This is a genomic window from Methylophilus sp., assembly GCF_052173275.1.
Classification (GTDB): Bacteria; Pseudomonadota; Gammaproteobacteria; order Burkholderiales; family Methylophilaceae; genus Methylophilus.
Genome location: NZ_JBQMUL010000002.1, coordinates 1335637 through 1357598, shown reverse-complemented (window position 1 = coordinate 1357598; position 21962 = coordinate 1335637). Strand labels below are relative to the sequence as shown.

The 21962-nt window shown below is 50.6% G+C and carries 21 protein-coding genes; 9 read left to right on the top strand and 12 right to left on the bottom strand.

Translation table 11 applies throughout. The features are described 5' to 3' along the window. Window positions 1-2085, top strand: coding sequence for an EAL domain-containing protein (locus ACTS9Y_RS07985; RefSeq protein WP_442585419.1), 2085 nt, complete (start codon window positions 1-3; stop codon window positions 2083-2085). Further along, complete coding sequence (locus ACTS9Y_RS07980) at window positions 2069-4153, top strand: diguanylate cyclase domain-containing protein (RefSeq protein ID WP_442585418.1); 2085 nt, start codon at window positions 2069-2071, stop codon at window positions 4151-4153. Before ACTS9Y_RS07985 ends, ACTS9Y_RS07980 begins: the two co-directional genes overlap by 17 nt. Window positions 4154-4165: 12 nt before the next feature. Here the strand turns inward: ACTS9Y_RS07980 and ACTS9Y_RS07975 are convergent, their stop codons facing one another. Further along, on the bottom strand, window positions 4166-5464 hold the full coding sequence (locus tag ACTS9Y_RS07975; RefSeq protein ID WP_442585417.1) for a diguanylate cyclase domain-containing protein: 1299 nt from the start codon (window positions 5462-5464) through the stop codon (window positions 4166-4168). Window positions 5465-5825: 361 nt separating this feature from the next. Here ACTS9Y_RS07975 and ACTS9Y_RS07970 point away from each other — a divergent pair, with 361 nt between their 5' ends. Together ACTS9Y_RS07970 and ACTS9Y_RS07965 are read left to right on the top strand one after the other, a co-directional pair. Then, a complete protein-coding gene (locus ACTS9Y_RS07970) occupies window positions 5826-6326 on the top strand; it encodes a cupin domain-containing protein (RefSeq protein WP_442585416.1) in 501 nt (166 codons plus the stop codon). A 292-nt stretch (window positions 6327-6618) separates the two neighbouring features. Beyond that, window positions 6619-8511, top strand: a complete 1893-nt coding sequence (locus tag ACTS9Y_RS07965; RefSeq protein ID WP_442585415.1) for a PAS domain S-box protein — start codon at window positions 6619-6621, stop codon at window positions 8509-8511. A 38-nt stretch (window positions 8512-8549) separates the two neighbouring features. On the opposite strand, the gene ACTS9Y_RS07960 is transcribed toward ACTS9Y_RS07965, so the two are convergent. The 4 genes from ACTS9Y_RS07960 to ACTS9Y_RS07945 all read right to left on the bottom strand — a co-directional run bounded on the left by ACTS9Y_RS07960 (window position 8550) and on the right by ACTS9Y_RS07945 (window position 14662). Further along, entirely contained in the window at window positions 8550-11684 is a 3135-nt protein-coding gene (locus ACTS9Y_RS07960; protein ID WP_442585414.1) for an efflux RND transporter permease subunit, read from the bottom strand. Window positions 11685-11694: 10 nt separating this feature from the next. Further along, window positions 11695-12927 carry an efflux RND transporter periplasmic adaptor subunit gene (locus ACTS9Y_RS07955; RefSeq protein ID WP_442585413.1) on the bottom strand — a complete coding sequence of 411 codons (1233 nt, stop codon included), beginning with the start codon at window positions 12925-12927 and terminating at the stop codon, window positions 11695-11697. Between the two features lie 13 nt (window positions 12928-12940). Continuing rightward, complete coding sequence (locus ACTS9Y_RS07950) at window positions 12941-14242, bottom strand: TolC family protein (protein ID WP_442585412.1); 1302 nt, start codon at window positions 14240-14242, stop codon at window positions 12941-12943. Window positions 14243-14314: 72 nt separating this feature from the next. Further along, window positions 14315-14662 (bottom strand): hypothetical protein, encoded by a 348-nt coding sequence (locus ACTS9Y_RS07945; protein ID WP_442585411.1) that lies wholly within the window; start codon window positions 14660-14662, stop codon window positions 14315-14317. A 240-nt stretch (window positions 14663-14902) separates the two neighbouring features. Here ACTS9Y_RS07945 and ACTS9Y_RS07940 point away from each other — a divergent pair, with 240 nt between their 5' ends. Continuing rightward, on the top strand, window positions 14903-15130 hold the full coding sequence (locus ACTS9Y_RS07940) for a hypothetical protein (protein WP_442585410.1): 228 nt from the start codon (window positions 14903-14905) through the stop codon (window positions 15128-15130). Window positions 15131-15201: 71 nt separating this feature from the next. Here the strand turns inward: ACTS9Y_RS07940 and ACTS9Y_RS07935 are convergent, their stop codons facing one another. Both ACTS9Y_RS07935 and ACTS9Y_RS07930 read right to left on the bottom strand, forming a co-directional pair. After that, on the bottom strand, window positions 15202-15372 hold the full coding sequence (locus ACTS9Y_RS07935) for a DUF3309 family protein (protein ID WP_442585409.1): 171 nt from the start codon (window positions 15370-15372) through the stop codon (window positions 15202-15204). Window positions 15373-15575: 203 nt separating this feature from the next. After that, window positions 15576-15767 (bottom strand): hypothetical protein, encoded by a 192-nt coding sequence (locus ACTS9Y_RS07930; protein WP_442585408.1) that lies wholly within the window; start codon window positions 15765-15767, stop codon window positions 15576-15578. Window positions 15768-16109: 342 nt separating this feature from the next. Between ACTS9Y_RS07930 and ACTS9Y_RS07925 the strand changes: the two genes are divergently transcribed. Beyond that, complete coding sequence (locus tag ACTS9Y_RS07925; RefSeq protein WP_442585407.1) at window positions 16110-16286, top strand: hypothetical protein; 177 nt, start codon at window positions 16110-16112, stop codon at window positions 16284-16286. A gap of 50 nt (window positions 16287-16336) precedes the next feature. Here ACTS9Y_RS07925 and ACTS9Y_RS07920 read toward each other — a convergent pair whose 3' ends face one another. Together ACTS9Y_RS07920 and ACTS9Y_RS07915 are read right to left on the bottom strand one after the other, a co-directional pair. After that, a complete protein-coding gene (locus ACTS9Y_RS07920) occupies window positions 16337-16645 on the bottom strand; it encodes a hypothetical protein (protein ID WP_442585406.1) in 309 nt (102 codons plus the stop codon). A gap of 2 nt (window positions 16646-16647) precedes the next feature. After that, on the bottom strand, window positions 16648-16800 hold the full coding sequence (locus ACTS9Y_RS07915) for a DUF3309 family protein (RefSeq protein ID WP_442586924.1): 153 nt from the start codon (window positions 16798-16800) through the stop codon (window positions 16648-16650). Window positions 16801-17085: 285 nt separating this feature from the next. Between ACTS9Y_RS07915 and ACTS9Y_RS07910 the strand changes: the two genes are divergently transcribed. Together ACTS9Y_RS07910 and ACTS9Y_RS07905 are read left to right on the top strand one after the other, a co-directional pair. Beyond that, window positions 17086-17565 (top strand): DUF421 domain-containing protein, encoded by a 480-nt coding sequence (locus ACTS9Y_RS07910; protein WP_442585405.1) that lies wholly within the window; start codon window positions 17086-17088, stop codon window positions 17563-17565. 348 nt (window positions 17566-17913) lie between these two features. Continuing rightward, window positions 17914-19506, top strand: a complete 1593-nt coding sequence (locus ACTS9Y_RS07905; RefSeq protein WP_442585404.1) for an EAL domain-containing protein — start codon at window positions 17914-17916, stop codon at window positions 19504-19506. An 85-nt stretch (window positions 19507-19591) separates the two neighbouring features. Here ACTS9Y_RS07905 and ACTS9Y_RS07900 read toward each other — a convergent pair whose 3' ends face one another. The 3 genes from ACTS9Y_RS07900 to ACTS9Y_RS07890 all read right to left on the bottom strand — a co-directional run bounded on the left by ACTS9Y_RS07900 (window position 19592) and on the right by ACTS9Y_RS07890 (window position 21242). Beyond that, entirely contained in the window at window positions 19592-20557 is a 966-nt protein-coding gene (locus ACTS9Y_RS07900; RefSeq protein ID WP_442585403.1) for a PA2778 family cysteine peptidase, read from the bottom strand. Between the two features lie 47 nt (window positions 20558-20604). Beyond that, window positions 20605-20997, bottom strand: coding sequence for a PA2779 family protein (locus ACTS9Y_RS07895; RefSeq protein WP_442585402.1), 393 nt, complete (start codon window positions 20995-20997; stop codon window positions 20605-20607). Between the two features lie 89 nt (window positions 20998-21086). Further along, entirely contained in the window at window positions 21087-21242 is a 156-nt protein-coding gene (locus ACTS9Y_RS07890) for a DUF3309 family protein (protein WP_442585401.1), read from the bottom strand. A gap of 212 nt (window positions 21243-21454) precedes the next feature. On the opposite strand from ACTS9Y_RS07890, the gene ACTS9Y_RS07885 reads away from it, so the two are divergent. Beyond that, complete coding sequence (locus ACTS9Y_RS07885) at window positions 21455-21907, top strand: RrF2 family transcriptional regulator (protein ID WP_442585400.1); 453 nt, start codon at window positions 21455-21457, stop codon at window positions 21905-21907. Window positions 21908-21962 lie beyond the last annotated feature (55 nt).

Here is a 21962-nt window from a genome sequence, read left to right as displayed (position 1 = left end):
ATGTCGACACTTGGCTACTTTCTGACGGGCCAGAATAACCCGTTTGTAGTTTTGCTCTCACTGCTGATGTCGTGCAGTATCTGGTGGGGGGTGCTCGTCATCGAGTCCACCATCCGCAGCCTGGATTACCTGAATGCCCGCAAATGGCGCATCTGGCAGACATTGCTACTCGGGTTTGGTATCTGGGCTTTTCACTTTATCGGCATGTTAGGCTGGCATCCGGGCTTCACGCTTTACTTTGATACCACACTCACCTTCACCTCGCTGATCATTTCCATACTCGCGGCTTATTCGCTGATCTCGGCTTTCAGAATGAAGGCGCCGCTATTTTCCACTTATATCCTGTTGCGTACGCTGGGCTTCACGATCGGCCTCGGCATCATGCATTATCTGGGCATTTTTTCTGCGCAGACCGTGCCGGGCGCCAAGTGGGATTGGGCATGGGTGCTGACATCGCTGGTGCTCGCCATCGTGCTCAGCTTGGGCGCCGTGGCATGGACGCAATGGAAAACCAAACTACCCGCTTCTAAAAAACGGAACGTGCGTTTTTTTGTTGCCCTGGCGCTGGGCGTGGTTTTATTTTTTGTGCATTACACCGGGGTGATAGGCGCCAGCTTTCCGCAAGGCAGTTTTTGCATCAACAACGCTGCTTTCTCTACTGGCACGCTGGCAACTATAGTAATCATCTGCGGGCTGATCCTGGCCGCCAGCATGATGTTTACCAGCAATATCGAAGCGCGGATCGAATCGAAGCTGCAAGAGCAAAACCGTAACCTGACCAATAAAACAGAGTTACTGGAACAACTGCTGTTTGTAGACACCATTACCGAGTTGCCCAACCGCAATGCGCTGGACCAGAAGTTGCGCGAGCTGGTCAAAACCAACCACAACCATGCCCACCTGATCAAAATCCTGCTGGTCAGTTATGAGTCGATTTGTGACTCGTGGGGACAGGAGTTCGGCAATAAAGTCATTCACCTGATAAAAGACCGTATCAACGAACACAAACTGCAAAGCAGCACGCTTTATCGTGTGTCGGAGAATGTATTCGAGATATTGTCCACCCATTACATCCCTGAGATTCCGGCATTTGCCTCGCATCTGAGCGAGCACATTTCGCAGTCTTTTGAAATCGATGGCAAGTCTATTTCGGTAGGCTGTCAGATTGGTTTTGCCACCGCCAACTCTTATGGTGAGCTGACGCAACTGCCTTCCATGGCGCGTTCGGCCTGTGACTATGCGCAACGCAGCAGCGTCAGCTGGTTAAGCTTTGAACCACACATGCTGAAAGATACCCGCGACGAACTGGAGATCCAGGGCCAGCTGCGTAAAGCCATCCATGACTCGGAATTTAAACTGGCTTTCCAGCCCAAAGTGGATGCCAATTCGGGCGAGTTGATCGGTGCCGAAGCATTGCTGCGCTGGAGCACTGGCGACAACCAGTTTATCAGCCCGGCCAAGTTCATCCCCATCGCCGAAAAATACGGGCTGATCAATGCCATCGGCCAGTTGATCCTGCATCAATCCCTGGCACAACAGGCACGCTGGATCGCTGACCACTTGTATCTGCGGCTGTCGATCAATTTATCGCCTTTCCAGCTTGAGCAACCCGACCTGGTTGAAACCATTGCCGCCTTACTGAACAAATACAAAGTGCCGCCTGCGTCTATCTGTTTTGAAATTACAGAATCAGCCGCCATGCTGCGGCCTGAGCTCACCATTGAAAAGCTGAAAAAACTCAGACAACTAGGGGTTGAGCTATCAATTGATGATTTTGGCACCGGTTATTCGTCACTCAGCCTGCTGCATACTTTACCCATCCATGAGCTGAAAATTGACCGTAGCTTTGTACAAAGCATACGCACCGGCAGCCTGCCGATCATCCGCGCCTCTATCCAGATGGCAAAAGACCTGCGTATCAGGACAGTGGCCGAGGGCATCGAATCGGAAGATGAACGGATCTGCATGGTCGCCTGCGGCGTAGATGAGCTGCAAGGCTACCTGATCTCCATGCCCTTGTTTGGAGATGCCTTTACCACTTTTGCCCTGAACCATACGCAGGTGACCCATGAAGGCATTTTTTAGTTTAAGAAACCTTGTCGCAGCCGCCATGCTGCTGACACTGACCGTGTATGTGGTGCCACAACAGGTGCTGTCGCCCATCGTTTCCGAAGCGCTGATGGAAATGCAATTGCTTGCCGAACTGTTTGTGATCGTGATTTCAGCACTCATTGCTATCACCGCATGGAACAGCCTGCCTGCAGAATTAGGGTTTGCGCGCGCCGGGGCGGAAAGGAATGTGAACCACATTCTGCTGACCGGATTTTCGCTGGTGTTTATCATGCATGCCGCCTACCTGTATGGCTTTGTCGATGAACACACGTTCGACCCGACGCACAAAACCACGGTGTTTTTGTTTTACGCCAGGGTGTTCGAGATCATGGTGTTTGCCGCATTAACCTTTGGCATCAAGCTGCGTGCCAGCCGCAAAACATTATTGATGGCAGGCTTGAGTTTTGCAGCAGTGCTGGTCCTCATTACTGAACCCTACACGCCTGCCGCGCATGTGCAATCCGCCAATTCTATTTTTGCATATGCAGTGGCCGGGTATATGGTGGCTTTGCTGTATTTCGGGCTGGCTTATTTATTGTTCTCACAACCCACAGCCACCTTGCTGCAACACGAGCGCGCTTGCCAGCTGGCTTATACCTGTGTCTTTTCCGGCTTGAGTTTGCTGTGCCTGCAATCGCACGAAACGGCTTCTGACCTTGGTGAACTGGCCAGCCATGTGTTTACACTGGTGGCTTATACCTTGTTGTCCAAGCTGACCTTTGTTTTCACATTTGAGCAATATTCGCAGAACCTGAAGCAAATCCAGCAGCAAAACCAGACCGAACTGAATACCTTGATCCAGGCACTGCCACTTTCGATCGCCCGGCTGGATCACAGTCTGCGTTACCGTTATGTGAACACCACGCATGAGAAAGTCATGGGCTTTCACCTGGATGACACCATAGGCAAACATGTGGATGAGATATTGCCGCATGAGATCCGCGAAACGGCCAGGATGCACCTGGCAAAAGCGCTCGAGGGCAAGCATGGCAACTTTAATTATTCGATAGAAAAAGTCGATTCCAAAATGGCTTACCGGCATGTACAGGTGGTGCCCGAGCCGGATGAACACAATGATGGCGGCGTGCTGATGATTATCCTGGACACCTCCGACCAGGAGATCATGCAGCAAAAAGTCCGGCAGTTTGTGCGTGAGTTAACAGAGCTGAACGCCGCCCTCGATGCCCATGCGATTGTGGCATTCACTGATCGCAACGGCATCATCACCAAGGTGAATGACAAATTCTGCGAGATATCCAAGTTCTCGCGGGCAGAGCTGATTGGCCGCACGCACAAGATCATTAACTCCGGCGTGCATCCCACTGCTTTTTTCAAGGATCTGTGGCAGACGATCTCATCCGGCCAGGTGTGGAATGGCGAGATCTGCAATCGCGCCAAAGATGGCAGCCTGTATTGGGTGCATACGACGATTGTGCCTTTTCTAGGCCCGGATAATAAACCCTTGCAGTATGTCGCTATCCGCGCCGATATCACTGAACGCAAACTGGCCGAAGAGCGTGCCAACTACCTGGCATTACATGACGTGCTCACCGGGCTTGCCAATCGCAGGCTGATGCATGAACGGCTGGAAATCACCATGGCGAATTGCCAGCGCATGTCTGTGCACGGGGCACTCATCATGCTGGATCTGGATAAATTCAAGCATATCAATGACACTTACGGCCACGCCAGCGGGGACGAATTATTGAAACAGGTGGCCAAGCGCCTGCAACGCTCGGTGCGCGGCAACGATACAGCGGCCAGATTGGGGGGCGATGAGTTTGTGCTGATCATCAGCGACACCGGCACCGACTTTCAAACCGCCAAGGAAACCACGCTGCAATTCTGTGCTCGCATGAAAACCCTGCTCAACCAGCATTATGAGATCGATGAACATGTATTCAAGGTCACCGCCAGCATGGGGTTTGTACTGTTTAATGGCAACCAGGTGTCGGTGGATCATTTGTTTGAACGCGGTGATGCTGCCCTGTATGAAGCCAAAAACCTGGGCAAAGACCGTTACGTCTTTTCAGAGGTGTAAGCGCCGCAACCGTTAATTTTTAAAACTGTAAGTGTTGCGGCCTTTTTGCTTAGCGCGATACAGCGCAATATCTGCCTGCTTGAACAACTGCTTCAGGGTAAATTCAGAAGTGGGTTCAAACAAAGCCAGACCTATGCTTAACTGCACGGTAATCTCATGACCATGGATTTGCATCGGCTTTTTAAATACATTGAGCAACTTGGTTGCCACCTTGACCAGGCTTTCTTCTGAATGCTGGTCCCTCACCACAATCACAAATTCATCGCCGCCGATGCGGCTGACCGTATCCACATCGCGGATATTGAATTTAAGTACATCCGCCACCTGCTTGATCACCTCATCACCTACGTCGTGGCCGTAATTGTCATTGATACTTTTAAAGTGATCGACATCCAGCGCCATCAGGCCAAACATTTTGCTAAAACGTTTGGCTTCAGAATGCACATAGTTCAGGCGATTCTCCAGCAAGCGCCGGTTGGGCAAACCGGTCAGGCTATCCATCAAGGCACCTTCAGACAGGTAGTAGCGTTCTTTAGCAAAAAAATAGGCAAACACGCCGACCAGTAGGCTAAAAAGCAGGCTGAGTGAGACGCCGAACCTGCGGTCATGCAAATCATGGATTTTTTTGTTCTCAATCGCCCATTCCCACTTGCCATTGGGCACCAGACTTTCCTGGATATACACGTGCTTTTGCTTGAACAACGCCGGATCGCCATAAAACACGTGCTTGTTATCGGCGGTCCTGATCGCAAACGTGAATTCCTGGCGCAGGTGATCTTTAAATGCGTCCTCTAAAAAAGCATGCGTATCAATCACGGTGGACATGATCCCCCAGTACTCGTCATCGACAAAGATCGGGAAGCGGTAAATCATGCCGCTACCGCCCTGGATCAGTTCCAGCGGGCCATCCAGCACGCCCTCTCTGGAATCGATCGCCAGTTTGACTTTCTCCCACTGCGCAGGCACATCACGGTAATCGATACCGACGATTTTCTCATTGGATTTTTCGGGGTAGACATAGGCCAGTTTGTAATTGACGGCCACTGCCAGGTTTCTCACATGTCGGGCCTGTTTCCACAGGTCAGCCAGGATCGCCTGTACTTTTTTAGTCTCTAACTCATTGCGGTAGACTTTGATAAAGCTGGATAAGCCGTTGGAGATAAACAGCAGCGCGTTCAACTCGCGGTCCATTTCAGAACGCAGCACACTGCCGTAGGACGCCGCTTCAAGATAGGCTTCACTCTCATCTTTCTGGCGCTGGTATTCAAAAAGGAAATACCAGAACAAAAAAGCGAAGAGTGTAGCCAGCATAGCAACACAAAAGCTTTTTAAGGTCTGACTGGGTTTACGAAACACTGGTTTTTGATCACTGAGTGGTTTGTAAAGATTTTATTTTAACAAGCCTGGCTTGTTTTGACGCAAAAACAATGTTTTTATCGGTTAGTTTCTGAATTAATTGCCGCGATAAAGATAAACTCGCCAGCATTGACTGTAGACAATGTTGCCATATACCAACCGCCTCTAAAGATTTATCGCAGGGAGGAATCAGCATTTCCCTTAGTAGGCGCTCATGAATAAATACAGCCGGATAATCCTGGATTGCGCAAAAATACCTTACGCATATACAGATCTGTATATGCCAAGAAATATTTCATTATCTGAGAGGAAATCCATGAAAAATCTACTACTCACCACATCCCTGACTTTCGCTGTGGCATCCGCTGCTTTTGCGCAAGACAATATTGAGCGCATGCATGCCAGCACCATGCAATCTTTCACACCCGCCACTGTTAAATGGCAAGATGAACCCATCTTGCCCAAAGGGGCCAAGAGCGCCATCCTGGTCGGTGACCCGACTAAAAAGGGCGTGTTTATTGCCTGGCTCAAGTTTCCTGCCAATTACCCGATCCCGCCGCATACGCATCCCTTTACTGAAGTAGTGACTGTGCTCAGTGGCAAACTGGGCAATGGCATGGGTAACGTGCTGGACAAAACCAAAGGCGAAGTGCTGAATGCGGGCTCCAGTTTTGTATTACCTACCGGCCATACACACTATGTGTGGACAACCGACCAGGAAACGATTGTTGAACTGATAGCCACCGGGCCCTGGGACATCACTTATACCAACCCGGCGGAAGACCCAAGAAAACACGCAGCACCATCTAAAAAGTAACGCTTTCTGCAGATAATCAGGGAGTCCAGGCGTGATTGCCTGCTGACTCCCTATTGATCATAAAACCCTGTTACCTTAAACAATCCTGATTCGATTGATTGCTCCTCTATAGCGTAGCCATGCCCGAAATCATGGTGTCTTGCCTGCAAGCGTTCATTTAAAACGAACGTCCCGGTTTCACAGAGGTCTGAATGTAAAGCGAAGAAAAACGCTCTCAAACTGACTCTTTTATGACTATATATTTTATGAACATTTTTATATAGTTTGAATGAAATCATTCCCGGGAGACATTGTGACCAGTCATGAAAAATTAAGACTCGCCAAATTAAGGTCATTGGGATTACTGGATTCTGACCCGGATGAATTCTTTGATTGTATTACCCGTGTCGCCTCAACCATTCTCGGCACGCCCATCTCTGTCATTTCCCTGGTGGATGAAAACCGGCAATGGTTTAAATCCAGGCACGGCATAGAAGCGACAGAAACAGCCCGCGATATCTCCTTTTGTACCCACGCAGTCAGTAGTGGCAAGGAGCTTATCGTTGAAGACGCCAGTAATGATGAACGCTTCGCCAGCAACCCGCTGGTGGTGAATGCCCCGAATATCCGCTTTTATGCGGGTATTCCCATTAAAAGCGTAGAAGGCTATTCACTCGGCACCTTATGCGTCATCGACAATAAACCCAAACGCCCCAGCGTCAGCGAATTAAAAGCGCTCAATGACCTGGCGCAACTGGCGACCAAAGAAATCCAGTTCCGCGAGCGTATGCTCAGCGCGCAAGACTCTATTGACCTGGCCAAGAGCAAATTCAAAAGTGTGTTTGAAAGTGCCGGCGTCGGCATTGCGCTGGTCAACCCGGTTGGCAGCTGGTTGCAGGTCAACGATGAGTTATGCAAGATTGTGGATTACACACAAACAGAACTGCTGGACCTCACTTTCCAGGACATCACCCATCCTGAAGACTTGAATACCGACCTCAATTTACTAGACCAGTTAGTGGCCGGGAAGATAGACCGCTACCAGCTGGAAAAAAGATATATCCGCAAAGACAAAAACATTATCTGGGTTGAAATCACGATCACCAAACATACATCTGAGAACGGTGAGCTGGATTACTTTATCGCCATTGTGAAGGATATCCAGGCCGCCAAAGAAACCGAGTTTGCATTGACTGCGCTGAGGAAAACGCTGGAGGAAAAAGTAGCGCAACGCACCGATGAACTGCACCGGGTCAACCAATCCCTTTCGAAGGCCTATCAGGAAAAGATCAATTCCGAGCAAGAGTTGCAGAATAAAGAACTGGAGTTGAGGACCATCCTCGACAATGCCAATGAGGCTTATATCTGTATGGATGCGGAAGGGCTGGTCACGGCGTGGAACAAGCAGGCGGAACATACCTTTGGCTGGCTGGAACACGAGGCCATCGGCAAAAAACTGGAAAAACTCATTATTCCGACCGAATCACAAGATGCCCACCACCATGGCATGCACCGCTACCTGACTGAAAAAAAATCGAGGATCGCGGGCACGCGCATCGAACTGGAAGCGGTGCGCAAAGATGGCATCCGCATCCCCATCGAATTGCAGGTCAATGCGCTGGAGATCAACAAGCAGATATTGTTTACTTCTTTCCTCAGGGATATTACCGAACGGAAACAGCTTGAAAACCTGCTCAAGAATGAAGCCAGGAATGACCCCCTGACCGGCCTTGCCAATCGGCGGAAACTGGAAGAGATACTGCCGATAGCCTTCCAGCGCGCCAGGACGAATCACGTTTACCTGGCACTGGTGTTTATTGACCTCGATGGTTTTAAACTGATTAATGATACCCATGGCCACCAGGCGGGTGACCAATTATTGAAAGAGGTCGCCAACCGTATCAAGCACTGTAGCCGCTTGTCGGATACCGCTGTCAGGTATGCGGGTGATGAATTTGTAATCGTGCTGGAAAACCTGAAAACCAAGGATGACACTAATCGCATCTCGGATAATATCCAGAAAATCATGGCCGAACCGGTCATGGTCGGTGAGACGCAACTGCATATCACCCTCAGCATAGGCATTGCCTATTATGGCGGGCCAGACCCGCAATCCATAGAACCGCTGGAGCTGATCAGGCTGGCGGACAAAGCGATGTATACCGCCAAAAAGAACGGCAAAAACGGGGTGGTGATCATTGATTAAGCGCCTCAAATAACTGCCCCCGCCCATGCCGGTTAGAATCAAGGCGTCTGGTTCACAGGCGGGATTCCTTTGCCGGATTCCATCCAGTCATAGGCGACTGGCAGAAAAATCAGGGTGAGTACGGTGGCAGTCAGCAACCCGCTGATCACCACAATCGCCAGTGGCCGCAGGATCTCTGAGCCTACACCGGTTGCGAGTACGAATGGGATCAGGCCAAACACTTCCACCAGTGCAGTCATCATCACCGGCCGTAAACGCAAGGCCGTCCCCTCTAATACGGCATCGCGGACTGTGCGCCCTTCTGTGCGCAATTGATTGATAAATGACACCAGCACTATGCCGTTCAACATCGCCACGCCAAACACCGCAATAAAGCCGATCGCAGCAGGCACCGACAGGTATTGCCCGGAAATCGCCAGCGCGAAGATACCGCCCATGGCAGCGAAAGGCACGTTGGCGAGTATCAGCCCGGCATAGCGCAGCGAGTGGAACGCGGTATACAGCAGCACAAAAATCAGGCCTATGGTCAACGGCACGATCACTGCCAGTTTGCCCAGGGCGCGCTGCTGGTGCTCAAATGCACCGCCCCACTCTATCCAGTAGCCACTCGGCAATTGAATCTGCTGCGCGATGCTGGCTTGCGCCTGTTTCACAAAGCCATCAATGTCGCGCCCTTGCACATCCATCTGGATCACGGCATAGCGTTGCAACTGCTCGCGCCGGATAAAAGCATAGCCTTCTTCTGTGCTTAAAATCGCCACTTGTGAAAGCGGGATCAACGCCCCTTGCGCTGTCGGGATGGGAATCTCGCCTATGGCTTTGAGGTTGGCACGGAACTCGGGCGCAAACCAGACCTGGATATCAAAACGCTTCACGCCATCGATCACCGCCGAGACCGGCTTGCCGCCTATGCCGGACTGCACCACTTGCAACACATCATCGGCATTCATGCCGTAACGGGCAATGGCTTCCCGGTCTACCGCGATCTTTAATTGCGGTTTGCCCAAATTCGCTTCCAGCGATAACTCTGTCACGCCCTCCACGCTGGCCAGTGTGGCTTTCACCTGGTTGGCAATGCGGTCTATGGTGGCTAAGTCTTCGCCGTAGACTTTGGCAGATAAAGTCGCACGCACGCCAGAAATCAGTTCTTCCACCCGCATCTGTATCGGCTGCGTAGCAGCAATCACGACTTCAGGCACGGCTTTTTCCAGTTCTGACTGCAATTTTTGTGCGAGTTGTGCATAACTCATTTTTTCTGGCCAGTCGGATACCGGCTGCAAATGCACCAGGATTTCCATGTAGTTCACATCGGCGATCTCGCCTTTTTCGGCGCGCCCTATCATCGCGACACTGCCTTTCACTTCCGGCATCTTTTTCAGGCTGGCATAGACGCGGTCAGACACAGCCAGTGACTGATCCAATGACGCGGAAGGAATACTGGTCACCCGGAACAGGATGTCCTGCTCTTGCAGATTGGGCATAAACTCCTTGCCCAAAAACGGGAACAGGATGAGTGAGGCAATAAATGCCAGTGCGGTCACCGCCACTATGCCTTTTTGATGCCCCAGGCTCCATTGCAAGCAGCGTTGGTAACCCGGTTTACATCTGCGTATCAGCCATGGCTCTTTTTCTGCGGCTGGCTTTAATAGCAGCGAGGCCAGCACAGGGATCAGCGTCAGTGTCAGCAGCATGGAGCCTAGCATGGCGAATGTCATATTGATCGCCAGCGGCTTGAACAGCTTGCCTTCCAGCCCGGACAGGGAAAATATCGGCAGGAACACCACGGTGATGATCAACACGCCAAAAGCGATCGGGTGGATCACCTCTTTGGCAGCCGCCAATACCACCTGCATTTTATTCACCTCAGTTTGACTCTCACTGTGCTGACTACCCGCTTTCCCCGCAAACTGCGACAGCCGCCGGTAACAGTTCTCCACCAGTACCAGTGGCCCATCTATGGTCATGCCCAGGCCGATAATCAAACCGCCCAGTGACATGAGATTGGCCGAGACACCGTAATATTCCATCAATATAAAAGCGAACAGCCGCCCCAATGGGATGGCGACTACAACCACCAGCGCGGCGCGCACTTCGCCCAATAGCAGGAAAAGCACGGCGATCACCAGCAAGGCGCCTTCTACCATTGCCCGGTCTGCCATGCGGATTGCTTTGTCGATAATCTCGGTGCGGTCGTACACTGTTTCCAGCGTCACACCTTTCGGCAGAGTCGCTTTGATCAATGCCAGTTTCTGCTTGGCGGCATTCACCACTTGCTGTGCATTCTCGCCCAGGCGCGCCAGCACCATGCCCATCACCACTTCTTTACCGTCCTGCGTCACGGCGCCCACGCGCAAGCCTGGGCCTTCGATTACTTTGGCAATATTTTCGACATACACCGGCGTGCCATTGCTTTCGGCAACGACGATTCTTTCAATATCACGTGTATTCTTTACCAGGCCCAATCCACGCACCAAGAACTGCTCCTGGCCGACATTGATAAACTGGCCGCCGACCTGCCGGTTATTGGCCGTCAGACGCTCGACCACCTGCGTAAAAGTGAGCCCGTATTTAAACAGTTTTTGCGGATCAATCTGCACCTGGAATTGCTTTTCCTGCCCGCCCCAGGAGGTAATATCATCGACGCCCGCCGTGGTCCGCAACACCATACGCACGGTCCAGTCCTGCAGGGTGCGCAGCTCCATCGCGTTCAGGGTGTCAGACTTCAGCGTATACCAAAGTACCTGCCCCAGTCCGGAAGTATTCGGTCCCAGGGTTGGTTCGCCATATCCTGGTCCACCATCCACCATCGTCATGCGTGCTTTGATATCCGCCAGTTTTTCGCTGACCAGGAACCTCGCCTGCTGAATATCAGTGTGATCTTTAAAATAGACGCTGACATACGATAGGCCGAACAGCGATACCGAACGGATATGTTCTATGTCTTTGAGGCCAGCCAGGGCACTTTCCACCGGGAAAGTGACTAACTGCTCCACATCTTCAGAAGCCAGGCCGGGCGATTCGGTGTAGATATTCACCTGGGCTGGCGTCACATCTGGGAAAGCATCCAGCGGCACACTCTGCCATGCCCTCACCCCAAAAAACATCAGCAGCAAAGCGGCCAGAATCACCAGCAATCTATAACGCAATGCAGTTTCTAATATCCAGTGCAACATGGTGTTTCTCCTAATGCTCGTCGCTGATCTGGGATTTAAGCTGTCTGGCTTTCAGGGCATACACACCTGATTGCACTATGTGCTCGCCCTCACGCAAACCGCTTTTGATTTCAACCTCGGCATTCACCCGTTGACCCAGTGCAACCGGGCGCGCTTCAAAAGTCGCCTGCTGTACTGGGTTTTGTTGCGTGGCGTGTTGCTGTACCGTTTGGGGCAGCGCAATATACACATGCGGAATGCCTTGTATCATCACGATGGCCTCTGCAGGAACCACCAGTACGGGCTGGCTGGCGGCATGGCTTAATACGGCGGTGGCAAACATATCGATACGCAACTTGTGCTCAGGGTTGCGCAGCTCTATGCGGGCTTTCACCGTCCGCGTGGTTTTATCCACCACACTTGCCAGATAGCTGACTTTGCCTGAAAACACTTCTTCAGGGTAAGCGCTCACTGTCACGGCAGCGGTTTTGCCTATGGCTATATCCTTCAAGTCCCTTTCCGGTACATCAGCTTCTATCCAGACGGTAGACATATCAGCGATAGTGAAAATACTGTCTGTGGTTTTAGCCAGTTCGCCTATCACCGCGTTCTTTTCCAGCACTATCCCGGCAAACGGCGCGGTCAGCACATAAGTGGAGCCATTCTCTTTACTCAGGCCGCCATACATGCGCAAGCGCTCTGAATCTGCATAAGCCGCTGACTTGGCTCTTTCGAGCACAGATTGCGACTCTAGCAACTGCTTTTGCGGCACCACTTTGTCTTCATGCAGGCGCGAGATGCGTTCAAAGTTGGCCAGTGCCAGTGCCAGTTCACTTTGCGAACTGCGGTATTGCGCACGCGCCTCTCCCATCTGGATACTGTCGATCTCCGCCAGGCGTTGCCCGGCAGTCACCTGGTCACCCAGGTTGGCGATCACTTTGGATAATTTGCCTTCTATGCGCGGCGTGACGTGGGCCAGCTTGTTCTGGTTGGCAACGATATTGGCGGTGAGTGTTAGCTGATCCTGCAGCGGCCGCGAGGTCACCGCGATTATAGAAATACCAAATTGTTTGAGCTCTGCCTCTGTGAATGTGAGTGCATCTATCTCTTCATGCTGCGCACTCTGCTGCTCTGCTGTCCCAGTATGCCCTGATTGCGGGCTTTTATCAGCGGTGCAGGCGCTGAGCATCAGTAGTGCCATCAGGGTGACTATGACCTGATTAGAGGCCTTCAGCGGTACTGGTAGTTTGAATAGTTTATACATGTGTTTATCCTGATTAATTCGCGGGCAAAGTGGGCAATAACCAGCCAGAGACATACTCCAGTTCAACCTGGACCAGCCTGATATCTTTTTGGGCATCGATAATGTCGCGTTGGGCATCGACTGTTTGCCGTTGCAGGATCAGCAATTGTGGCAAGCCGATCTCGCCATTTTCAAAGGCGATTTTTGCCAGCTTGAGGTTCTGTTCCAGCCTCGGGTACACCTCTTTATCCAGGCGGCTGACCCGTTCGCGTATATTTTCACGGCGTAGCCAGGCGGCCTGGATGGCGGCTTTGGCATTGCGTGTGAGTGCGGCACGGTTGATTTCAGACTGGGTAAATTCGGCTGTGGCACGGCCTATGCCGGCACCATTGCGGCGAAACAGCGGCAGCGGGAGTGAAAAACCTACCGACGTGATATTGTCATCGCCGGCCATGGTGGCTTCACGGCTATTGACCAGGCTGACGGTCAGGTCGGGGTATTTGAGGTTTTGCTGTAGTTCCAGCCGTGACCTGGCAGCGGACTCTTTGATATTGAGTGATTGAATAGCAGGCCTGGCCGCTAACTTCTCCAGTAAATCAGTGAGGGTGTAACTGGTGGCAGCAGGCATCAACTCGCCCGCAACCATGGGCAATTCGGTTTCACCCAACTGCAAGGTCGCGGCCAGTTGCGCCCGCGCGCGTACCAGTTGCTCATTCAAGCCACTTAACTGGTTGCGGGCTCGCTCGGTATCGACCACCGCCAGGTTGCCATCCAGCAGGCTGTCTTCGCCAGCCTGCACCCGCTTGCGCGATAAGGCAGTGTTTTGCTCTATCAGCGTCAGGATGCGTTGCTCGACCTCTATGCGCTTCTGGATAGCCAGCACAGTGACGAACTGTTCTTCCAGTTGTGCATGCAGGAGACGGTATTCTTCAGCGATATCCAGCGCAATCGCCTGCTGGCTTTGCTGGGCAGCATTTCTGCGCAAGCCTTGCTGGCCAGCGATCTCAAAGGTTTGCGCTATGCCAGCACCCCATTCCCCCCGCCGTGTATCGGCACCAGGCGATTGGCTAATATTGCGCTGCCGCACGTCCAGGTTGAGCACAGGATTGTAGTAAAGCAGCCCTCTGGCATCTTGGAAGTCGCCGTCGGGGATACTCTGATTGGCCATCTGGCGCTGCAAATCGGCATTATTGCGGATGGCAAACAGCCAGGCCTGGTCCAGCGTGAGTGGCGCTGCATGTAACGCGGTTATTGAAAAGCTTATCGTAAGCCATAAGCCAAAGCCGACAATGGCTGCAACCCGTTGCAGCCGTGTCATTCTCGTAGGGATAAACACAGTGGAATCCTCTTCTGTAAATCAATCATGTGCAGAGGCGCGAACTGATTGCACCTCTGCATGGCTATTGATTTAAAGGAGAATAGGCGGGCGGTACAAGCCTTTTAAGAAGGGAAAGCTGATGGAATCCAGCGCTTCAACACTGTAAGCACCGGTATCCAACCGCGGCATGGCATGCGCAATATCGTCTGAAATCAAGCCGAGCAGATGGGCTGAAAAATGGCAGGCATGATTGCAGGTGGATTCTTGATGCGGCGGACGGCTGTCATCCGCGCTTTGCTGCATATGCGCATCGACAGTGGTGTTTTCGGGGGCAAATACATCATCTACCAGTACCTGCGGCGAAACCGCCCACGCTGACGAGCTCAGCAGCGAAAGCAGCGCGATCAAGGCAAATAGTTTTTTGATAAATGGATGCATGCCAAATTGAATTTATCAATTACCTGCAAAATAGTCAAGAAACCGCCTGCGTTCAGATTACTTCAATCAGATCACTTTAAATAGTGGCGATGCCGTTTTATAACTGCATTTAACCGCATGCTTAAAAAATATTATTTAGATAAATATTTAACAAAGATTAATAAAGGAGTAAGCTGGCTTTTCAGCCAGTTAATTGTGATTTTCCTACAGGTTTTTTTCACGCTGAGGAGGTAAAGCAGCATGCGATTTGAAACCATAGCCACAGAGGAATTGATACGCATCGCGCATGCAGGTCTGGGCTTTAAACTGAGTGTGACGAGTAAGTCACTTGATGACCTGATCAGAATCGCCGATGCTGCCAAAGATAAAAGCGCGAAGATCACTTTTACAGGATTTGATCACTTGAGTGATTACGATATCAAACGCATTGAAATGGCCAGCCAAGGGCACGTGTCGTTTGAACATTAGCCCACCGGCACAAGCAGACCATATTCTCACCTGCCAGCGGATACCAACATGTGCATGCAGTGAATACACAATTAAACCTCAATAAAACCAGCCGTAAACGACAGAATAATCAACACCGCAATCACCACACCAATCACACCTTTATTAGAGTGGTATTCACCCCATTGGATGTTATAAGGCAAGGTGCGGGCGGCACTAATGGCAGCCAGCACGACAAACACAATAAGCAGAGTACTAATCATGGCGTTCTCCTGCAAATCATTCAGGCATTGCCAGTTAACCTGGCGATTGGGCCTTGAATTCTGAAAGATTAATGATGATTCATCATCCAGAATTCAAAGAAAATCTGCTATACAATTTTTGCTGAATATTTTGTAGGAAAGTTCAGACAAGCCTGCTTGATGCCAATGCCTGTCAGCGCAACCTGCATCACTCAAGGCAAATGTTACCCAGCCTTGCGCACTTTCAAATGGTCAATTGCAAGCGCCTGCTTCACTGTACGTGAACATGATTTTCCCTCACGGTTTTGCAATCTTTCTTCTCGCACAGCAGTCTTCCTGGAAGTTGTTTCGCCATCACAGCCATCCAGGCTGATCGGTTCTATCCATGTAATTTCTGAGCGGTTTTTGTCTAACATCGCGTTCTCCTTGCATGCGGTCTCTGCGGTATACAACACCTCATTGCATCTAGGGAGTGATTTAAGTTGGAACAACAGAGACAGTGGATGTCTTGATAAACACATCACGATAGATTGTAGTTTGAGTACTTGTTGCTCAGCCTACGCGAGGCTGGCCAGGCACTCTGTCGGCGGTTTCAGGAAACCGGCGTAGGAATTTTCATCGGCGGGAACCGTCATCCCATGCATCAAGAAATTCTGACAGGTTTATCAGGTAATCACCGATAAAAAAGCATGCGCCAGGCAAGTATCTTTGAATCTGTATTTAAATACATTACTTGAAATATTTGCCTGGAGAAAAGCATGCCGCAGTCACTGATCGCACAACACTTTTTTGGCTTGGCGGATGAAACAACGCATCCGGCATTCCCAGAAGAAACACATAAACCAATCAAGCCAGATCCTGATACACCTTATCAGCCGACCGAGCCTGCTGAACCGGATGTGCAGCCGGATATCATAGGGGATACTGAGGGATAAACTCGCCCTCAGTGATCAGCTGAATTATGCATTATGTGCAGGTTGCATGGTCACTCAGCCATGTGACCTGAAGCCGCGTTAAAGCCGGCCTCTGTCAGCCGGAAGGCTTCATCCAGCGGCACTATCCACTCCTGTGCTTTGGCATATTCAATGCCATTAACCAGGTCTTCCTGACTCTTCTGTTTATCGTACCAGACACTACTTAACTTGGTTGCCAGCAAAGCCTCGCCAGTGAGTAGCTTGAAATGGTTAACAAATATATCCATCACTAGATGCGCACTCACTTCATCGGTATGCAGTGTGTCTTTCTCTACTTGCGGATTCGGGTCCGCCTGGTTGATTTGTGTCTCACTGGTCATGGTTACCCTCCCGTAAGTGCCAGAATAATCAGGATCAGCAACACCAGTCCCAAACCACCGCTTGGGTAATAGCCCCATTTGGCGCTGTGCGGCCAAGTTGGTAGAGCGCCAATCACGGCCAGAATCAATATCACTAACAATACAGTACTCAGCATTTCACTCTCCTCACTTAATCTGTAAACATAAACGCCACCATGTTGCAGCTTGTTGGCAGAAAGCGTTATGTCACTGAGACTGAAATCCCTGTAGGAATGGTCGGACACGAGAGCGATGACATGGGGTGTCGCCATGATTTACTGGTGGTTTGCAAAAAGGCGGCCTCACTTTCAGCCTTTTCCTACATGCTTTTCATCTACATCTGACAAATTAAATCCGGATATTTTTGTAGCATTCACCCCAAGCTTGCGCTAAGTATGCATGCATTTAAAGGGGCGATTCAGATGGATTTCTCAACATTTCACTTAACCATTCCGCTATGGGAAATCATCCTGCGCGGATCAGTGGTTTACTGGTTCCTGTTCATTATCTTCAGGTCTATCCTGCGGCGCAGCATGGGCAGTGTCGGCGTCAGTGACTTCCTGTTTGTGGTGATCATAGCCGATGCATCGCAGAACGCCATGAGTGGTGACGCCAAATCGATTTCAGATGGCCTGGTACTGATCATCGTGCTGGTGTTCTGGAACCTGTTGATCGATTTCCTGAGTTTTAAATACGCCTGGGTAAGGAGGATGGTCGAGGCGCAACCGCTGGTGCTGGTTAAAAATGGCATCTTGCAAAGAAAACAGATGCGCAAAGAATTCGTCACCAAAGATGAAATCATGGCCAAACTCAGGGAAGAAGGCATAGGCAACATCGCTGAAGTCAAACAAATGCAAATAGAAATGGATGGTGAGATCAGCGTGGTTCGCTACGATAATTAAACCTTATGATAATTATTCAGGTCGCAGCCAGATTTACCATCTCAGGCCATAAAATAAAAAAAATTAACATTTAATCGCTTTTCACTCTACAGACTCACCATCTCGCGCCGATAACTACCCTATAGAAGATAATTAATATAAATTTAATTACTTTCCATACAGCTTCAAGATCGATATCCAAAACAACATTAACGAAAAAAATAAATTATGTTTATCACTCTTGTATCGCGCGCGTATTTAACCATTTCCAGATCACAAGCGCCTATCCCGTAACGCTCATCGGCCAGTTAATGGCTGAAAAATCGACGAAGCAGCGATAAGAATGACCTTCTGGAAGGGTGTATCAATATGAATAATCTGTTAACAATGGGGTGGCGTAACAACCGGGTGCTGACTGGCGTCACCATCCTGCTGATCGTTATCACCGCTTTTGTTTCTATCTTTTTATCTCTGATGATTGCGCAGAACCAGGCCATCTCAAAAGAAACCAAACGCCTGCGCGAAATCACCAACGGCGTGTTGATGCGCATGAGTTCTACGCGGGCGCAGTTTACCAATGTGGTCAACCATTTCGCACACGTGGCAGAAAAAGATGCCTGCGCACCACAGCATATCCAGAAGATGCAGGAATTCAATATTTCAGGCTTTTTCCTGCAGGCGGTCGCCCACGTCAAAGACAACCGCATCGTATGCTCCTCCATTTCTGAGGTGTTCGATGGCGTGACCCTCGGCACACCGTTCAGAGTAGAGCCGGACGGCACTCGTCTATGGGCCAATATCAAAGTGTCCGACTGGCAAAACCACCACCTGGTGGTGATGGAAAAAGCCGGCTGGGCCATCGTGATGGTCCCCAGTCATGCGATAGAGGCATTGGGTAACTCCGGGGTGTCAGTCGGCATTTTCGGTATCCAGTCGCACAGGCTGTATACCGCCAGAGGTGAAATCGCGACTGAGTGGCTGCAGAGGTATCAAGGCAAGCAAGCACTTACTTTTATTGATAAAGAACGTCACATGCTGGTTTATATGGCGCCCAACCAGCTGAACCTGACCGGGGTGGTCGCCGCCATGCCACTCAAGGATATCAACGACGACCTGGTCTCTTTTATCCAGATACTGATTCCACTAGCCATGGTGGTGGGCATCTCGCTAGGCGGCATTTTCGTTTACATGCAACGCACACGCTATTCGACAAAATCAGCCATTTTACGCGGGCTGGCAAAGAACGAATTTTACCTGGAATACCAGCCCATCATGAACCTGCAGAACAACCAATGCGTAGGTGCAGAAGCGCTGATCCGCTGGAAAACACCAGACAATAACTTTATCAGCCCGGACACCTTTATCCCTGCCGCTGAAGCTTCCGGCGTCATCTGCCAGATCACCCAACGCGTGTTTGAGTTAGTGGCAAAAGATATGCACACTGCGCTGAACATGCATCAAAACTTTCATGTCGGCATCAATATCTCTTCGCTTGATATCCGTTCAGGCAAGCTATTACCGATGATAGAACATCTGAAAAAAACCACTGGTGCGCAAGGCAAACAGATTGTCATTGAGGTGACCGAACGCGGCTTTCTGGATGATGACGAAGCGCTGACCACGATTAAAAACATACGCGCCTGTGGCGTGATGGTGGCGATTGATGATTTTGGTACCGGCTACTCCAGCTTGTCTTACCTGACCAAATTCCAGCTCGATTACCTGAAAATAGATAAGACATTTGTCGATTCGGTGGGCACCGATGCCGTGACCAGCCATGTTGCTTTCCACATCATTGAAATGGCAAAAACCTTGCAGCTGGACATGGTGGCCGAAGGCGTTGAAACCGAGCAGCAGGCAAAGATACTGCGCGAGCGCGGCGTGAAATATGTGCAGGGCTGGCTATTCTCCAAGTCGCTCAAGCGCAAGGATTTTTATAGCTATCTGGAAAAACATACCTAACACCCTGATCGAAGAACTTCCCTTTAATTCAGCCATAAAAAAACGCAGCAGCGCTGCGTTTCTATCACTCATCGTATTTTTCAGATCACCTCGATGATGATTGCTTTTGCTGCCGGATCTCTGCCAGCGTCTGGCTGATTTGCGACTTCAATTTTTCATTCTCGCCCGCTAGCGCCAGCCCCTGTTTAGCCACCGTTTCGGCCTGGGTGATTTGCTTCTGCGCAAGTAATACGTTGGCCAAATTATTATAGGCGGCAGCAGAGTTCGGGTGCACTTCAGTCACGCGTTTAAAACTGCTGGCTGCCAATGGCAGGTCACCCACAGCATAAGCGGCATTGCCTAACCCCATTAATAGCACCAGGTGATCAGGCCATTTTTGCACGGCAACCTGATAAGCGGTTTTTCGCGCCGGAGCAGGCGCATTTCTTTCATAGGCGACTAAGGCTTTCGAAACTTCATCCGCATTGGCACTGGCGGGCAATTGCCCCGGAGCCAGCGCCACAAACGCCCAGTGCTCGCTACGTGCCCAGGTGCGTTGAAAAGCACTGAGGGACATCTCCTGACGTTGATAAGGCCCTGAACGCAACCAGATCAACTCTTTATCGGCATCGTAGCCCACCACCACCGCATAGTGCCAAGAAGGTACCCAGGAAAAGCCCAGGTTCTGCATCACTACCACCACATTGCCAGCCGCAATCTCCTGCATGACAGCTTCCAACTGTGGCGGGATTTGTACGGCGATAGCACCATGACGTCTTGCGGCGGCCAGCATCTCGATTTGCAGGCTGCCTTGCCGGCTAGGCACATACACTTCAGGCGTTAATTGTTCGGGGGTGACCGGGATATGCACCGCGTTTAACGCAGTTGCCAGCGCGGCGGGACCACACTGGTATTGCTCTTGCGGGAAGAAAGGCGTTTGCGTGAGCTCGGCATGGCGTGGCAGCTGGGTGTTTTGCGTGGCTTCACGCACACCGGTGGCAGCACACGCAGTCAGCAGGCACAAAAAAGCCAGCATGCAATAACGATACAGTCTGGCTTTTAAGCTGCTCATATATTCAATGTTCCATCTCGCAAAGTAATTTGCGAGATGATAAAGCATTAACGTACTGAACGTGTGAACGGGAATATCTTGGTGAAACCTAGGATATCAGTCAGCAACAATACCAGGAACACCAGCACGATCGCACCGATGATACCGCCGCCAGCTGGTGCTTTATCCAGTTGTGTCGCCAGTTTATTGGCTTCGTCATCGTTCAGCGCTGCCACGCGCGATCTGGCTTCCACCGGGTCGATACCGCGTGCGACCAATGCAGATTGCACTTCGTCACGTGTCAGCATATCCACGATTTTTGCGCGGTCCTGCTCGCCTTTAGCGGTGACTGCTGATTCAGCCACTTGCTCGGTCGCAATCATGGCTGCCTGTACGGTCTGGATAGAGCCAGTGAAGAAAATTGACATTGCCAAGAAGGCGCTTAAAAAACGTTTTGCCATGATCATGATGTGCTTCCTTATAAAAAATTAAACCAGAGAGATAAAAATTGGCTTAGATATTTCTATCCAAGCCAATCGAATACGTTTTCCTACAACCTGCCGGTCAATGCAAGGATAAGCAGGATCAACACAACCAGTCCCAGCCCGCCACTTGGGTAATATCCCCAACCAGAGCTATAAGGCCAGGCAGGCAAGGCGCCGACTAAGGCAAGAATCAGAATAACAAGCAGGACAGTTCTAAGCATAGGGTTCTCCTTGACTTCAAACTATTGCCGAAAATCGAGCAATTTTGTTTTGAATTATTAAAATTAATTGAGGCTCAATCATGCAGGCAAGGCAATTAGCTTGCTATGCAGTTATGGCTGAATTAAGTGTAGGAATATTCTGATAGCAAAAAATCTGCTTGACCTGTTTTAATGTGCATCTATAATGCACATTAAATAGACGAAGGATTCTTGTGCAACTCACGCGCTTTTCAGATTTAGGTTTACGACTGCTGATGTACCTGGCAGTGAATGACCGAGAATCACCGCCAGTGACGGTGGCAGAAGTCGCACTGCAATTCAAGATGGCGCGCAATCACCTGGTGAAAGTGTCTGCCACCCTGACCAGACATGGCTATATTCGCTCGCTGCGCGGCAGGTCTGGTGGCATTGAACTGGCCCGCCCGCCTGAGCAGATCAAGGTCGGCGACCTGGTCAGACTGCTGGAAGGCTCGGAGCATCTGATCGACTGTGAAGCCCTGCATTGTGTGCTGAACCCGGCGTGCGGCCTCAAGGCGGCCTTGAGTCATGCACTGAATACTTTTTACGATACGTTGAACACTTACACCCTGGCGAGCATACTCAAAGGGAAATCGACCGGTTCAATCCAGACATTGCAGTACGACTATATACGACTTGTTGGGTAACAAAATGCGTGGGCAGTGATGCCCATTTTTTTGACATTTAAATATGCATTTTTTA

Excerpts from the sequence above, each read along its gene's own strand:
- ACTS9Y_RS07985 (WP_442585419.1), top strand. The coding sequence starts at position 1 with ATGTCGACACTTGGCTACTTTCTGACGGGCCAGAATAACCCGTTTGTA.
- ACTS9Y_RS07980 (WP_442585418.1), top strand. The coding sequence starts at position 2,069 with ATGAAGGCATTTTTTAGTTTAAGAAACCTTGTCGCAGCCGCCATGCTG.
- ACTS9Y_RS07975 (WP_442585417.1), bottom strand. The coding sequence starts at position 5,464 with ATGCTGGCTACACTCTTCGCTTTTTTGTTCTGGTATTTCCTTTTTGAA.
- ACTS9Y_RS07970 (WP_442585416.1), top strand. The coding sequence starts at position 5,826 with ATGAAAAATCTACTACTCACCACATCCCTGACTTTCGCTGTGGCATCC.
- ACTS9Y_RS07960 (WP_442585414.1), bottom strand. The coding sequence starts at position 11,684 with ATGTTGCACTGGATATTAGAAACTGCATTGCGTTATAGATTGCTGGTG.
- ACTS9Y_RS07955 (WP_442585413.1), bottom strand. The coding sequence starts at position 12,927 with ATGTATAAACTATTCAAACTACCAGTACCGCTGAAGGCCTCTAATCAG.
- ACTS9Y_RS07945 (WP_442585411.1), bottom strand. The coding sequence starts at position 14,662 with ATGCATCCATTTATCAAAAAACTATTTGCCTTGATCGCGCTGCTTTCG.
- ACTS9Y_RS07940 (WP_442585410.1), top strand. The coding sequence starts at position 14,903 with ATGCGATTTGAAACCATAGCCACAGAGGAATTGATACGCATCGCGCAT.
- ACTS9Y_RS07935 (WP_442585409.1), bottom strand. The coding sequence starts at position 15,372 with ATGATTAGTACTCTGCTTATTGTGTTTGTCGTGCTGGCTGCCATTAGT.
- ACTS9Y_RS07930 (WP_442585408.1), bottom strand. The coding sequence starts at position 15,767 with ATGTTAGACAAAAACCGCTCAGAAATTACATGGATAGAACCGATCAGC.
- ACTS9Y_RS07925 (WP_442585407.1), top strand. The coding sequence starts at position 16,110 with ATGCCGCAGTCACTGATCGCACAACACTTTTTTGGCTTGGCGGATGAA.
- ACTS9Y_RS07920 (WP_442585406.1), bottom strand. The coding sequence starts at position 16,645 with ATGACCAGTGAGACACAAATCAACCAGGCGGACCCGAATCCGCAAGTA.
- ACTS9Y_RS07915 (WP_442586924.1), bottom strand. The coding sequence starts at position 16,800 with ATGCTGAGTACTGTATTGTTAGTGATATTGATTCTGGCCGTGATTGGC.
- ACTS9Y_RS07910 (WP_442585405.1), top strand. The coding sequence starts at position 17,086 with ATGGATTTCTCAACATTTCACTTAACCATTCCGCTATGGGAAATCATC.
- ACTS9Y_RS07905 (WP_442585404.1), top strand. The coding sequence starts at position 17,914 with ATGAATAATCTGTTAACAATGGGGTGGCGTAACAACCGGGTGCTGACT.
- ACTS9Y_RS07900 (WP_442585403.1), bottom strand. The coding sequence starts at position 20,557 with ATGAGCAGCTTAAAAGCCAGACTGTATCGTTATTGCATGCTGGCTTTT.
- ACTS9Y_RS07895 (WP_442585402.1), bottom strand. The coding sequence starts at position 20,997 with ATGGCAAAACGTTTTTTAAGCGCCTTCTTGGCAATGTCAATTTTCTTC.
- ACTS9Y_RS07890 (WP_442585401.1), bottom strand. The coding sequence starts at position 21,242 with ATGCTTAGAACTGTCCTGCTTGTTATTCTGATTCTTGCCTTAGTCGGC.